Source organism: Glaciecola punicea, from assembly GCF_001756615.1.
In the GTDB taxonomy this organism is placed as follows: Bacteria; Pseudomonadota; Gammaproteobacteria; order Enterobacterales; family Alteromonadaceae; genus Glaciecola; species Glaciecola punicea.
The window spans coordinates 92,391-107,629 of record NZ_LZXY01000001.1 but is presented as its reverse complement, the minus strand read 5'-3'; the positions used below and the strand labels follow the sequence as shown (position 1 = coordinate 107,629).

At 42.6% G+C, this 15,239-nt stretch carries 8 protein-coding genes; all 8 read right to left on the bottom strand.

The window, feature by feature from the left end; all coding sequences use genetic code 11:
- Positions 1 to 11: 11 nt before the first annotated feature.
- The 8 genes from uup to BAE46_RS00370 all read right to left on the bottom strand — a co-directional run bounded on the left by uup (position 12) and on the right by BAE46_RS00370 (position 15,230).
- The gene (gene uup / locus BAE46_RS00405) at positions 12 to 1,946 is read right to left on the bottom strand and encodes an ATP-binding cassette ATPase Uup (protein WP_070111484.1); all 1,935 of its coding nucleotides are present in this window, start codon (positions 1,944 to 1,946) and stop codon (positions 12 to 14) included.
- Positions 1,943 to 2,221 carry a glutaredoxin family protein gene (locus BAE46_RS00400; RefSeq protein ID WP_006003545.1) on the bottom strand — a complete coding sequence of 93 codons (279 nt, stop codon included), beginning with the start codon at positions 2,219 to 2,221 and terminating at the stop codon, positions 1,943 to 1,945. Before BAE46_RS00400 ends, uup begins: the two co-directional genes overlap by 4 nt.
- Entirely contained in the window at positions 2,218 to 4,335 is a 2,118-nt protein-coding gene (rlmKL, locus tag BAE46_RS00395) for a bifunctional 23S rRNA (guanine(2069)-N(7))-methyltransferase RlmK/23S rRNA (guanine(2445)-N(2))-methyltransferase RlmL (protein WP_070111483.1), read from the bottom strand. The genes BAE46_RS00400 and rlmKL overlap by 4 nt, the downstream gene beginning before the upstream one ends.
- Entirely contained in the window at positions 4,328 to 5,332 is a 1,005-nt protein-coding gene (pyrD, locus tag BAE46_RS00390) for a quinone-dependent dihydroorotate dehydrogenase (protein ID WP_070111482.1), read from the bottom strand. The genes rlmKL and pyrD overlap by 8 nt, the downstream gene beginning before the upstream one ends.
- A 61-nt stretch (positions 5,333 to 5,393) precedes the next feature.
- Positions 5,394 to 10,232, bottom strand: a complete 4,839-nt coding sequence (locus BAE46_RS00385; RefSeq protein ID WP_070111481.1) for an NAD-glutamate dehydrogenase — start codon at positions 10,230 to 10,232, stop codon at positions 5,394 to 5,396.
- A gap of 181 nt (positions 10,233 to 10,413) precedes the next feature.
- Complete coding sequence (locus BAE46_RS00380; protein ID WP_070111480.1) at positions 10,414 to 12,732, bottom strand: efflux RND transporter permease subunit; 2,319 nt, start codon at positions 12,730 to 12,732, stop codon at positions 10,414 to 10,416.
- Position 12,733: 1 nt separating this feature from the next.
- Complete coding sequence (locus tag BAE46_RS00375; RefSeq protein WP_070111479.1) at positions 12,734 to 13,807, bottom strand: YCF48-related protein; 1,074 nt, start codon at positions 13,805 to 13,807, stop codon at positions 12,734 to 12,736.
- Positions 13,808 to 13,865: 58 nt separating this feature from the next.
- The gene (locus BAE46_RS00370; RefSeq protein ID WP_070111478.1) at positions 13,866 to 15,230 is read right to left on the bottom strand and encodes a DUF1329 domain-containing protein; all 1,365 of its coding nucleotides are present in this window, start codon (positions 15,228 to 15,230) and stop codon (positions 13,866 to 13,868) included.
- Positions 15,231 to 15,239 lie beyond the last annotated feature (9 nt).

Sequence of the window (15,239 nt, the reverse complement as noted above, 5' to 3'; positions counted from 1 at the left end):
TTTTCCTGTAACTACTGATTATTCTGTAATGATTCCAACACTTCCCAACGCGCAAATGTAGTATCTAATTTACGCTCAGTCTGAGCTAGTTTATCTATTATCGGTTGCGTTTTGGAAGTATCGCGACTGTAAAAATCAGTCTGGCTTACTTCTTGTTGCAAAAGTTCAAGCGTTTCTTCTAATGTTTCTAATTGCTTTGGCAAGGCCAGTAACTCTTGCTGTTCTTTATATGATAACTTTTTCGCACTGACCTTAGTAGCCGAATCTGTAGATTTACCTGCACTAGGCGGTGCATTTAGTCTTTGCTTCATTACTGACCCCGAAGACGTTTTCTCAGCGGCACTTCTTTGGCTTGCATACCACTGCTGAACATCTTCATAACCGCCTACAAACTGCGATATCTTGCCATTACCTTCAAAAAATAAACTTGACGTTACGACATTGTCAATAAATTCACGGTCGTGGCTGACTAGCAGCAAAGTACCCTTGTAATCCACTAGCAAAGACTCTAATAATTCCAGCGTTTCGACATCTAAATCGTTGGTTGGTTCATCTAATATTAGCAGATTACTAGGTTTGAGCATTAGCTTTGCTAACATCAAGCGGTTCTTCTCTCCCCCTGACAAGGTCGATACTGGTGCGTTTGCTCGCTCAGGTGAAAACAAATAGTCTTGCAAATAACTAATAACATGTCGAGGTGAGCCGTTTACTTCAATTTCTCTTTTACCGTCAGCTATTTCATCTATTAAGGATTTATTTAGATCCAACTGATTTCGATGCTGATCAAAATACGCTATTTCTAAGTTTGCGCCCTGAAAAACCTCACCGCTTTGAGCCTCTAACTGACCAATAAGCAACTTTATAAGGGTTGTTTTACCGCAGCCGTTCGGGCCAATAAAGGCGACTTTATCACCCCTGTTTATGAGTACATCTAAGTTCTGAATAACAGGCTTGTCGCCATACTGATAATTGACGTTTTTAAGCTCGAACACCCGTTTGCCTGACTTAACACCTACCGAGCTCACAATATTAGCGTTGCCCAACTGATTGCGCCTAGCTTTAAACTCCAACCGTAAAGCTTCTAAGGCTCTTACCCTACCTTCGTTGCGTGTGCGCCTAGCTTTTATTCCTTGACGGATCCATACCTCTTCCTTGGCTAACTTTTTGTCAAATTCGCGCGCGTGGGTTTCTTGAATTTCTAAATCAATGGCTTTTTGTTCAAGGTACTTCTCATAATTGCCGGGATATGAGGTCACGCTGCCACGATCAATATCAACAATGCGGGTTGCCATGCTGCGAATAAATGCACGGTCGTGACTGATAAACACAATGGCCCCTTGAAAAGACAGTAGCGTTTTTTCTAACCACTTCACCATATCAATGTCTAGGTGGTTAGTTGGCTCATCTAGTAGCAATATGTCGGGTTGCGACACCAGGGCTCTTGCCAGTGCTGCTTTGCGTCGCCAACCGCCCGATAAGCCCTGTAGACTCATCTCTGCGTCCAGACCTAGCTGGGAAAGTACATTGTTTATGCGCTGCTCGGTTTGCCAACCATTATTCGCGTCGAGTATCTCTTGCAGTCTTTGTAATTCGGCCAGCGCGGCGTCGCTGCTGTCTTCAGCAATTTTATGTATTTGCGCGTTATACGCTTTAATAGCATAGGCGTCTTCAGCTAAACCCTCGGCCACATAGTCAAATAAAGAAATATCATTATTGGTCGGCGGATCTTGAGCTAAACGCGCTATGTTCACATGATTTGCCCCTATGCGCTGTCCTTCATCAAGCTTCACTTCGCCGCTAAGTACCTGCAGCATGGTAGACTTACCGCTGCCGTTGCGACCCACTACGCATACGCGTTCTTTTTCGTGCAGCACAAATTCGGCTTGGTCTAATAAAGGTGGCTGACCAAACAATATGCTGGCCTGTTTAATTTGAAGTAAACTCATGCAAGAAACGCCTTAAGCTGAGTGAGAGAAAATGGCCAACCAAGCTCGTTTGTTGAGCTATGTGGAGGGTTATTTGAAGCATTACTGACGCTGCCACCTATGCTAGCATTATTCTTTTTTATTACCGGTATACGCGCACCATATAAATGATACAACTCACTTGAGTTTCTAACATTCACTTTTTCTAGTTCAATGGGCTCGTCTAACTGCTTAATAATCGCAATAGCATGATCGCAAAGCTCGCATTGAGGGCCTTTATATAATGTTATTTTCATAGGCTTAATATCCAGCAATGATGAATTTTTTGATTGCGTTTAAAGTCCTCATCAATGGTTTGGGTGCCTATATTGTTGAGGCTAAAACCAAGTGCTTCTAAAGCTTGGGCATCAATTTTAAAACTACGCAAATTGTTACTGAAATAAATTTTACCGTCACTGGCCAGCATATTTTTAGCATCGCTTAAAAGTGCAACGTGGTCGCGCTGCACATCCCAATTGTTTTCCATGCGTTTTGAATTGGAAAATGAAGGCGGATCTACAAACATCATATCAAATTTATTTGCTGGATTTTGTCGAGCAAGCCACACTAAACAGTCTGCCTGCACAAATTCATATGCCCCTTGCAGATTATTTAGGGCAAAGTTATCTTTAGCCCATTGAATATAAGTGTTGGACATGTCTACCGACGTAACCGATTTGGCACCTTGTAACGCTGCATGTACCGACACACTCCCGGTGTAGCAAAATAAGTTTAATACATGCTTATTTCGCGACTGCGCAGCAAAGCGCTGACGGGTAATACGATGATCTAAGAACAAGCCCACATCTAAATAGTCAGTCGGGTTGATCAAAAACTTAGCTTGATTCTCATAAACTTCGATTCGCGATTGCTTCGTATCTACTCTTTGATATTGCGTTTTACCCTCTTGCTTTTTACGCACTTTAAGCACAATACGTTTACGATCCACCTTTAAAATATGCGGAATATGCAGCAAAGCTTGGGCTAAACGCTCTTGCGCAACATTTTCAGGAATGGTTTTAGGCGGTGCATATTCTTGCACAATAACGTAGTCGGCGTAGCAGTCGATGGCAAAGTTATAGTTTGGCAAATCGGCGTCGTAAACTCTGTACGCATTTGTGTCAGTTTTCTTCAACCAAGTCGCAATGCGTTTTACATTTTTGCTGAGCCTGTTGCTAAACTCGTCTTCATTGGGCTTAGCCTGAAAAGCAGTTAGGTTATCTTGAGTCAATTGATACAAGGCTAGCTGAGTCTCTAGCTTTCCGTTAAATAACTTGAACCGTTTATGGGTGCGAAGTTTAAGCGCTTTTAATAAATGGTCATTGGAGCTTAACAGCGCCACATTCCAATTAGCAAAATTGGCTTTTAAATGGCTGCCTAGTTGAGAGTATAAAGGCAGCAGACCAACGTAATCATCAAGTCTTTCTCCATAAGGAGGATTGCACACAAAGTAACCTTGAGTTTCTTTTACTTTTGCATGCAGTGCATCGCACTGTTTAAAATCAATATAGTCGACAACCCCTGCGTTTTCAGCGTTGGTCACGGCGTAATCTAAAATAGTGGTACTAATATCGAAAGCGTAAATAGGCCCGTCTGGTGCTTTCTGCTGAGCTATTAGTTCGGCTTTAACGCTTTCAAATTCAGCGGCCTGATGCCCAAACCAGTGCCTAAAGCCCCATAGCTTACGCTCAACGTTGGGCGCAATCTTAGCCGCTATCATAGCACCTTCAATAGCGATGGTACCTGAACCACACATTGGATCTAGCAAGGCTTTTGAGCAGTCTTTGTGCCAGCCGCTTCTATATAAGATTGCAGCAGCAAGCTGTTCTTTTAAAGGGGCATCGCCAGTGGCTTCTCGATACCCTCGCTTATGCAGGCTAGTGCCCGACAAGTCGATACAAATAGCCGCACTTTCACGCCTTAGCCTTACATGCACCTGAAATTCTGGAAATTGTCTTTCAACATTAGGACGGGATTGACCATCTTCTACAAAAGAATCGACAATCGCATCTTTTACTTTTAAGGCACCAAACTGGGTATTGTTGATTGTTTTGCTTTCGCCCACAAACTGCACCGCAAACGAGGTATGGCTGCTAAATTGCTGCGGCCAGTCGACCTGAGAGGCAAGCGTATATAGCTCTTCAGCATTACCCGCTTTACCCTCATTCATGACGATTAAGACACGGTTAGCTAGGCGAGAGCTCATGCATATTTTATAGGCGTCCTTTAATTCAGCTTCAAAGCTTACTTGGCCTGGCTGAACGCGGGCAAAAGATTGAATTTCGTCATCAGGAATATTTAACATTTCTGCTATTTCAAGCTTTAATAATTCGTCAAGCCCTTTGGCAGCGGTTACTATAAATTTATACATTGGTCAGCTCTTTTAGTAGCGGTGGTCCTTGGTAAATAAAACTGGAGTATACTTGGAGTAAACGAGCGCCAGAAGCATAGCGTTGAGCAGCATCTTGTGCATTACTAATGCCGCCTACACCAATAATTGGCATTGCACCGTTGAGTGCTTTACTCAGCATTTGCGTGATATCGTTACTTTGCTTAGTTAAGACAGCGCCGCTTAACCCACCCATTTCAGCAGCATGTTTATGCCCAAGCACGCTATCTCGGGCAAGTGTGGTATTAGTAGCAATCACTGCATCCATACCCGTTTCGATGAGTGCTGTGGCAATATCATGAACTTCTGCTTGTGTATTATCAGGGGCTATTTTGACCGCCAATGGTACGTACTTCCCGGTTGCTTTGTGCAGAAGAGTTTGTTCTGTTTTTAAGCTACTGAGCAAGGTTTTAAGTAAATCACCGTATTGTAAATTACGCAGCCCTGGGGTGTTAGGAGACGAAATATTGATGGTAATGTAAGACGCTAGCTCATAGACTTTGCGCATGCAGTTTAAATAGTCATCTATTGCATTTTCTTCAGGCGTATCCTTATTTTTACCAATATTAATGCCCAACACACCTTGGTAATTACTTTGGTTTACGCGCTCAACAAGGTAATCGACCCCTTTGTTGTTAAAGCCCAATCGATTAATAATGGCTTTATGCTGTGGCAAGCGAAACATTCGGGGCTTGTCGTTGCCAAACTGCGCTAAAGGCGTAGTGGTGCCTACCTCAATAAACCCAAAACCCATTGCGTCAAACGCGTCTATACACTCGGCGTTTTTATCTAAGCCTGCGGCTAAGCCAATTGGGTTTTTAAAACTCAAGCCCAAACACTCAAGGGGTTTGCCACTTAGCGATTGGGCATAAATGTTTTTCAACAGGTTGTGCTGAGAACCTTTAAGAAAAGCCATCGAAAAATCATGGCTTCGTTCTGCATCACACAGCATTAACAATTTTTGAACGATTGAATACACTTTTATCCTAGATATAAAAAAGCCCTGCAAGCAGGGCTGAGTACTTTTTGCGAGTTATAGTTTAATGGTTTGCGCTGATACTTAACAGCATCAATTCACGTAAGGCAACAGAAAATTTAGCAAACTCGTGATTATCTGAGGTTTTAAACTCAGTCATCATGTGCAACCAGCGCGCTACTTTAACACTATTAGTGCTTGACCAGTCACTAAGTATTTTGTCGGCGTCGGCGCTGTCGGGTGAACATTGCAGTAAAACCAGGGTTATCGCGCGCTGCTGCCAATCAAGTTCCTCTCGATAAGAGGCTCTTGCCAGTGCTTGCCAATTATTACTAACACTCTGTTGAATAATTTGAGTAAGAAACCAGTGAAGTTCAAATTTATGACCAAGCTGATAGTAAAGCCTTGCAACCACTTCCACTGGCCGGTCTTTTAGCTCTGCCATTTGGGCTAAATCAAGCGACGAGAATAAGTTGCTTAAACTGGCAATTTTATATGCAATTTCTTTAGGCACATTTTCCGATACTAAAAAGGCACAGCGGTCTTCTACCTCTTTCACTTCTTCGTCTACCAAAAAGCTAGTCAAATTCGTACTAATGACAGTAAACGCAGGCAAATATTTTTTAATCGCTTCGTCAATACCTAGTTTAAACTCGCCATGGCGGATATACCAGCGCACAATACGGCGTAATGTTCGGCGCATGCCGTCTAAAATTTCAAGCTGCAGACCAGCACTAATTACATTATCTAAATCCTCTACTGACTCCCATAGACTACCCATATTAAAAATGGCTTTTACTATAGAGTAGGCGTTACAAATTTGAACAACATTTGCACCCGTTTCTTCACGAATTCGATGCACAAAATTAAGGCCCATGTCATTAATAATTTCATTGGTCAATTTTGTCGCAATAATTTCGCCGCGAAGAGGATGCTCCTGCATTTGTTCAGCAAACTGATTTCTTAGCACTTTTGGAAATGCATTTAACAAGTACTGATTATAATAAGGGTTTGTAGTAATAGCCTCTATATTAAATTCTTCTTTGAGTACCATCTTGCCGTACGCAATAAGTACTGCAAGTTCTGGGCGCGTTAAGCCTTGACCCGTCACTACTCTTTCAGATATTTCATCGTCTGAGGGAATAAATTCCAATTCACGATTAAGTGAACCTTCTCGTTCAAGACCATGAATAAATCGAAGCTGTTCTTTAAGCTGTTTTACCCCCATCATTTGGGTAATTGACAGCGATTGGGTTTGACGGTAGCAGTCTTGAATCACTATTTGAGCAACATCATCAGTCATTTCGTAGAGCAATTTGTTGCGCTGCTTTACAGTTAGATCACCTTTGTTTACGACCGTGTTTAACAATATCTTGATGTTAACTTCATTGTCTGAACAATCTACACCGCCCACGTTGTCAAAGAAGTCGGTATTTATACGACCGCCAGATGCTGCATATTCAATACGACCTAACTGAGTGCAGCCTAAGTTTCCGCCTTCGCCGATAATTTTCGCCTTAACATCAGCGCCGTTTACGCGCGTTGCGTCATTAGCCCTGTCTCCGACCTCAGAATGCGACTCGTGTTTGCTTTTTACATAGGTACCAATACCACCATTCCAAATCAAATCTACTGGCATTTTTAATACATTGTGAATAAGCTCAACGGGTGACATGGTGAGCTGGCGCGTGTTTAACCATTTTTTCATTTCTGGGCTAAGCTTGATTGATTTGTCACTGCGCTTAAAAACACCGCCGCCTTTTGAGATAAGGCAGCGCTCGTAATCATCCCAACTTAAACTAGGGTCACCAAACAAACGTTTGCGCTCTTTATAGCTGGATTCAGGATCGGGGTCAGGGTCAAAGAAAATATGCATATGGTTAAACGCACACACAATCTTAGTTTGCTGCGACAACAGCATACCGTTGCCGAATACATCACCTGCCATGTCACCTATTCCTACGCAGGTAAAAGGCGTAGTTTGGCAATTTATACCAACTTCACGGAAGTGGCGCTTCACTGACTCCCACGCGCCGCGTGCAGTAATTCCCATTTTCTTATGGTCGTATCCAACACTGCCGCCAGAGGCAAAAGCGTCGCCTAACCAAAAATCAAACTCATTTGATATCGCGTTGGCAATGTCAGAAAAGGTAGCTGTGCCTTTATCAGCTGCTACCACCAAATACGGGTCATCTTCATCTAAACGCACCACGTCTCTAGGATGGATAATTTGTCCGTCTTTAATGTTGTCGGTAATATCTAATAGGCTTCTAATAAATATTTTATAGCAGGCTTGCCCTTCTGCCTGAATGGTCTTCCGATCGGCTCCCGATGGCATTTTCTTACACACAAACCCCCCTTTTGCGCCAACCGGAACAATTACGGTATTTTTCACCTGCTGAGCTTTTACAAGGCCTAGCACTTCTGTTCTAAAGTCTTCCATGCGGTCAGACCATCTCAGTCCACCCCGCGCCACTTTTCCGCCGCGAAGGTGAACACCCTCAATTCTAGGAGAATATACAAATATCTCGAATTTAGGCAGAGGTAAAGGCATATCAGGAATTAGCTCTGGCAGTAACTTAAATGAAATGTAGGGTTTAAACGCGCCTAATTTGGTTTTCTGATAAAAGTTGGTTCTTAGAGTCGCATTAAGAAGTTCTAAATAACGCCTAATAATTCTGTCATCATCTAAATTAGATACAGTATCCAATTTAGCCATTACGTTGGCTTGTATGCTTTCAACTTTACTTTTGTTTCTGCGGATACTTGGACTGAATTTCTGGTGAAACAAGTCGATGACAAGCTTAGCGATCTCTGGGTAGCTCGCCATTGTATTAGCGATGTAATCAATACTAAACGACGTCCCAATTTGGCGCATATATTTTGCGTATGCGCGCACAATGGTGACTCTTCTGCCGGTAATGCCAGCACTCAAAATTAAGCGGTTGAAGCCGTCGTCTTCTAAGTCGCCATCCCAGGTAGCGGTAAACGCTTTTTGGAAAAGCTCTTGGGATTTTTCCATATCAAAAACGCTACTCGTTTTGTAAATCATGGTGAAGTCCATTACGAAGCTAAGCTCGCCTTTATCAGTGGTCACTTTATAAGGTCTTTCATCCACTACCCTAAGTCCAAAGTTCTCTAAAATTGGCAGTACATCTGACAGGTGAATTGGCTCATTTTTATGATAAAGCTTTAGTTTTACAATGTTACTACCCGATACTTCCTCTTGGGGTTGATAAAACAATATGTCCAATGTTTTTTCGTCACTGAGCAATTCTACTCGTTGAATATCGACAAGCGCGGCACTCGGTAGGTTTTGTTCGGCATAGCTACGGGTAAAGGCGTTATCATATTTCTGGGCGATACTTTTACCCTGCTCGTCACCATAAACAGAGACAATTTTACTGTTTAATTTGTCTTGCCATGTTTTGGTGAGCTCAATCAGGTTCTTTTCAATCTCATTCACATCGAATTCCATGTTGTTGTTTTTGACGCGCGCAATATAATGCGTTCTTGCGTAAACTGATTCTGAAAAATACGTATTAAATTCAACATCACCGTTAGCATTAAATGCGTTTTTTAATAAACGCTGAGTGTCTCGTCTTAACTGAGTGTTATAGCGTTCTCTTGGCGCGTATACCATGCAGGAAATAAAGCGTCCGTACGCTTCTTTTCTCACGAATATTCTGGTCATTCCTCTTTCTTGCATCTGAAAAATGCCCAAAATAATTTGCGCAAGTTCTTGATCAGGTGTTTGAATTAACTCGTCGCGTGGGTAAGTTTCTATAATGTTAACGAACGCTTTATAAGCATGCGTGCCTTTCTCGAAGCCTGAGAAAACGCACATTCTATCAATTTTTTCTCGCAGCATGGGTAAGTCGGTGGCGCTACTGTTGTAGAAAGAGGCAGAGTATAAGCCTAAAAATCTATGCTCTCCGCTAACATTGCCTTTTTCATCAAAATCTTTAATGCCTATATAATCCATATAGGCTGGTCGATGAACGCGCGATTTAGAACTGGTTTTAGTCAGCATTAGTGGGTTGCTGCTTAAAGCTTCCTTGCGCGCGCTAGCAGGCACATTAGACAGCACTCGCTCCCGTGCACTTACCGAATTTTTCATTAACCCCAAAGAGCTTTCGTCTACGGGTATCCAGCGGTGATCGCCTTCAATGGCTTTTACGTCGTAGTAACGATATCCCATTAGCGTGAAATTATGGTCATTTAGCCAGTTTAAGAAGGTTTTGCTCTGAGACTTAACTTCATTTAGGGCATTACTATTAGACTGGGCGAAATTTTTAGTGATATTAGTTAAGGTTTCACGCATTGTTTGCCAGTCAGCTACCGACAGAGACACTTCACTTACCACTGAATGCAGTTCACTGGTAAGCTCTTTTACAAACTCGGGGCGAGACTGGCGATCTATCTCAATCAAAAATGCGGTTTCAGAGCAACCTTTAGTTCCGCGCTCTGATTTTTCGACAAACGCGCCTACGTTGCCATTAAGCTCACGGGTAAAGTGCATAGGAGAATGCAATACCAGATGTGATGTAATATTAAGTCTGTTAATCGCCATTTTGATGGAGTCGACTAAAAAGGGCATGTCATCCACGATAATTTGGATAACCGTATGCGATGACTGCCAGCCGTGTTTGGCAATTTCAGGATTGAACACTTTGATGGATGGTTCACTATTTTTCTTACTTTGCAGTAGCTTCCACAAGCTCAAAATAGCGCCGTATAAATCGCTATCGCTGCGACCGTCCAAATCGTCAAACGACATTGTCTTTAACAGCAAATTCCCAAACTGAATGACTTTATTCGATTCTGAGGCATCGACTTTATCGTTGATAAGCGAAAAAACTTGTTCTAATAACACTGACTGCTGCTGGTGCGTGACCGACATGTTCGTATACCCGCCTTTTTAATATTTGAATTAGTTGTAAATGCACGTAATTCCTTTCATTTTCCTAGATTTAATAGTGGTTTGCCAGCTATATTAACTAAATATTTACATTTTGCTTCCCATCGTTTCAAAATGTATAAAAAAAGGACCTTATTGGTCCTTTTTTAGTAATTTATGTGAGTTATTTCTTATGTGAGTTAAACCACAGCAGACGAGCAATAGCAGGTAACACTATTATTGCGCCTAACATATTCACTAAAAACATAAACGTGAGTAGTATCCCCATATCCATTTGGAACTTTAAACTTGAAAATACCCATGTACTCACGCCAATCGCCAGCGTAATGCCGGTAAACAATACGGCACTACCGCGCTCTTTTAAAGCTTCTAAATAGGCAGTTTGTACATCGTCACCCGCCTTTAAACGCTGCGACATAGTCGACAAAATATAAATCCCATAGTCAACGCCTATACCTACCCCAAGGGCAATCACTGGCAAAGTAGACACCGTTAAGCCTATCTCTAAAAAGGTCATTAATGCTTGTGCCAAGACCGACACCACGTAAAGCGGTATTACCACTGACAGCGTCGCCCTTATCGAACGAAAACTAATAAGGCATAATATGATTACGGCACCAAATACGTAATACAGCATAGGATCTTGGGAAGCCTCAACCGCTTCGTTTGTCGCCGCCATCACGCCAACAGGGCCCGATGCTAATTTGAACGTGAGTTCGTCTGTTTCATACTCTTGACTAATCTCTTTTATAGCCTTCACCACGGTATCAATTGTTTCCGCTTTATGATCCTCCATAAACAAGATTACAGGCATAACCGAGCAATCGCTGTTTAACAATCCAGACGAAGAAGGTACTTGTGAGACCGCCTGCACCATGGTGGACTGATTACGCGGTAGTGCTTGCCACTTGGGATTACCCTCGTTGTAACCAGCGTTTACTTTTTTAGCTACCGACGACAGCGATATGCCGGATTGAACGCCCGGAATATTCTCCATTTTCCATTGGAATTCATCTATTGCGCTCATTACTTCAAAGCGCGTACAAGCTTCAGGCGTTGCCTCAACGATAACCGAAATATAGTCAACCGTTATTTCAAACTTGTCGGTAATCAAGAAGGTGTCTTGATTGTAGCGAGAGTCTTCATGTAAAGAAGGCGCTCCGGCGTGTAGGTCGCCTATTTTCAGGTATTGTGCTTGATAACTTCCCCATGCGAAGAGTGCACCGGTAACGACCACAATACCTATCGCAATTTTAGGCGACGCACAGTTGGATACCATTAACCAAAATTTCGATTCTTTAGGCTCTTTGGCGTATTTCTCTTTATGCGAGTCTGATAGTTTCACATATGACATAAGCACAGGCAACAGCAACAGGTTAGTCAGTATAATAACCGCAACCCCCATACTGGCGGTAATAGCCAGCTCTTTTATTATGCCGATATCAATCACTAAGAGCGTCATAAAACCAATCGTGTCTGACAGCAAAGCCACTCCGCCCGGTATCAATAACGATGAGAACGCATGTCGGGCAGAATCTTTAACCGATATACCTTTTGCCGCTTTCTTGCCCATGGCGTTGATCATCTGCACGCCATGGCTCACCCCTATCGCAAAGACCAAAAACGGCACTAGAATAGACATGGGATCCATGCCAAATCCGAATACCGTAAGCAGACCTAGTTGCCAAACGACGGCCACAATGGAGCACGCCAAAGGTAAAAACGTTAATACAAGTGACTTACAGAAAAAGTACACCATAATAGCCGTTATTGCGATGGCAATAGCAAAGAACATAAGCACATCTTTAGCACCATCAGCCACATCACCAATCATCTTGGCAAAGCCAATAATATGAACACTTGTTTGTTCATTTTCATATTGGCCGCGCAGCTGATCTTCGAGCTTTGAGGCTATTTGCAAGGTGTCAAGAGGCTCTCCCGTTTCAGGGCTTATATCTAAAAGCTGTGCCGTTACCATAGCGCAGCGCGAGTCGTTAGAGACTTGACGTCCAACAATACCTGCTTTATCAATATTCTTACGCACAATCTGTAGCGATTCAGGATCAGAGGAGTTGAAGTCAGCAGGTATAACGGGGCCACCTGAAAAGCCACCTTCTACAATTTCTGTGAAGCGAGTAGAGGGTGCAAACAACGAAACAACGAGGGAGCGATTGACGCCTTCTATAAAGAATAGCTGGTCATGTACATTTTTAAGTGTGTCAAAAAAGTTTTGATTATAAATGGTCTGATTTTTATCACATACCGACACCAATATATTATTTGCACCACCAAAATTTTCTTGATGCTTTATGTAGGTTTGCATGTACTCATGGTTAAGTGGAATGTTTTTGGTAAAGCCAGCATCTAATTTGAGCAAAGAGGCTTGATAGGCTAAGAATACCGTGGCGATTAAAAAGACGATGACAACCGCCATGCGATTCTCAAACACCATATTTTCAATTTTTTTAACGAATGGGTTCATCTTATTCTTCTATTACCATTGTTTTTAAACCACCTGCGGTGACTAACAAAAGACGGTCATTGGATATAATACCGCCTAAAATTGCATCAGAAAAGTCAGTGTTTACAAGCGAAACAGAGGGATGCCTTTTGCAATTAGCGATGTTGGCTCTATCGAAGGTGTCGTAGGCGTTAGCAGAGTCTTCGTTTAGTTTTTGAATGTCAATGCTCAATATCACACCATTATTGCCCGCCACAAACACTTTGTTTTCAGATGTAATCACTGAATTTAAGGACGTCGTTACACAGGTTTCAATAGGTAATTGTTCATCAGTTGCCAATACAAACATATGACCGCGCAAACCAACGACTAACGATATTTCGTTAGGTAGTATGCCAACGTCAAAGAAAGACCCTTGATAACCTATATCAATACGTTTCCAGCTTTTGCCTTTATCGCTGCTAGTTGCCAATAAACCAGCTTCACCGGCAACGTAAAGTGTATTTTCACTTGCAGAAACTTTGTTCAAATGAGGAGAAATAAACGACAGCTCTTCTAAATAAAAGGCTTCGTCATCTTTAATACTGTCTAAATAATCATTGTCATCTGGCGACAACATCCCTGGGTGTCCTTCTTGCACCCATGAATCACCACCGTTAGTTGAGCGGTAGAAGAGTCCGTATGCACCAGCAGCAATACCTTCCTTTTCGTCGAAGAAATAGACGCTCAGCAACGGCCTATCTAAATCAGGGTCGCTTTGCACTAATGTCCATGTAAGGCCTGCATCGGAAGATTTAATTATTGTGGCATCGTGCCCAACTGCCCATGCAAAGTTATTCAGACTAAATACATCGGTTAAGGTGACGTTAGCAGGAGACAGAACTTGCCTAAAATTTTCAGCAAACGCGTCACCCGTGGTTTGATTAACCAATATATGGCCACGCTCACCTACAATTACATTGTGCTTGCCTTCGCTTACACCCAACAGTAAAGACTCTTTCACTAAAGGCGCTATAAAAGATAGCTCGTTGGCATTTGCTGTTGCAAGCCCAAGTAAACTAAGAACGGCCGCTACACTAATATTTTTTACTTTCACACTCTCTCACTTTCTAACTTTCATAAAAAAAGGCTGGCAAAGCCAGCCGTTTTTGCAATTAACGTTTGCCTTCTCGTCGCAAAGCTTGCGGCGTGAATTCTCTGTCATCAAGCTCTATGGTGAAGTCATACATTGATTCTTCGTTGTCTAAACCTATGGCGAGATAACGACGCGAATTGAGATCATGATATACATCAAGCGTGGACCAATGAGTCGGCACATCATAATAGTTTACACCATGCGCAATGCCAACTCTATAAAGCTCGCCTCTGTTGTCGTACATATCAGCGACTTGAATTTGCCAACTGTCTTCATCAATATAGAACACACGTTTTTGGTAAATATGACGAAATTCATCTTTTATGTTTGCTTCAACAACCCACACTCTATGCTTTTCGAATCGCGTTAGGTCTGGATTTACATGCCCAGCATGCAGAATATCTTCATAGGTAACGTTATTACTGTGAATAGCATAGCTGTTATAGGCAACATAAAGTTCTTGCTTGCCTACGAGTGTCCAGTTATAACGATTGGGCGAGCCGTTAAACATATCAAAATCGTCGGTTGTGCGCAGGCCATCGGCTTGGGTTCCCGGTGCATCGTAAGCGATATTAGGCGCTCTACGAACACGTCTTTGGCCGGTATTATATGTCCATGCTTGACGTGGCTCTTTAACCTGATCAACCGTTTCGTGAACGAGTAAAGCGGTTCCGGCAAGCCTTGCTGGCTTAGTCACACTTTGCTTAAATTTAAACAGTATATTTTCTTCGGTCAGCCTTTCTGGCGTCATGCCCGTCTCGGCATATTTTATCATTAGCTGTTCATCAAAACCAATAACGTTATAATCGCCGCCTGCGGTTACTGCCGCTTGCCCGCCATTTCGCTGAACACCTTGACCTCTGTAGCGAAGCGTATGGTTCCATATAGCCTCAACGCCACTTTGAGGAATCGGAAATGGGATGCCAATCGCAGCGCCTTTCAGGCCGTTTCCGTCCTGTATCAACTCAGCGGTTTTAGCATTTCGTTTGGTAGCGTCATACACAAACTGAGGGTTAGAAGCGGTTCTTCTTGTTTGATACACTGGCATTTTGTAAGTATCAGGATATGTTTCAAAAAGCTTTTGTTGACCGTCAGATAAAAACTCAGCGTACTCTTTATAATTGGCTGCGGTTATGATGAACAACGGTTTGTCGTCTGGAAATGGGTCTATGTGAAAGTCACCCACCGTGTAACCTTCCGGCGCAGAGGTAATGCCCCCTGTCCATGCGGGAATGCTACCGTCGGCATTGCCTGCTTGTATCGCCCCTAAAGGTGTTAAACGTTGACCTAACTCTGCGATTTCAGCATCAGACACTTTCGCAAGTGCATGAGTGCTGGCAATTGCGATTACAATACTGCTTGCAATTACACTTAAATTTTTCATATTGGTTGG

Bases quoted from the DNA above. Each gene is read 5' to 3' on its own strand.
- uup (WP_070111484.1), bottom strand. From the start codon at position 1,946: ATGAGTTTACTTCAAATTAAACAGGCCAGCATATTGTTTGGTCAGCCA.
- BAE46_RS00400 (WP_006003545.1), bottom strand. From the start codon at position 2,221: ATGAAAATAACATTATATAAAGGCCCTCAATGCGAGCTTTGCGATCAT.
- rlmKL (WP_070111483.1), bottom strand. From the start codon at position 4,335: ATGTATAAATTTATAGTAACCGCTGCCAAAGGGCTTGACGAATTATTA.
- BAE46_RS00385 (WP_070111481.1), bottom strand. From the start codon at position 10,232: ATGTCGGTCACGCACCAGCAGCAGTCAGTGTTATTAGAACAAGTTTTT.
- BAE46_RS00380 (WP_070111480.1), bottom strand. From the start codon at position 12,732: ATGAACCCATTCGTTAAAAAAATTGAAAATATGGTGTTTGAGAATCGC.
- BAE46_RS00370 (WP_070111478.1), bottom strand. From the start codon at position 15,230: ATGAAAAATTTAAGTGTAATTGCAAGCAGTATTGTAATCGCAATTGCC.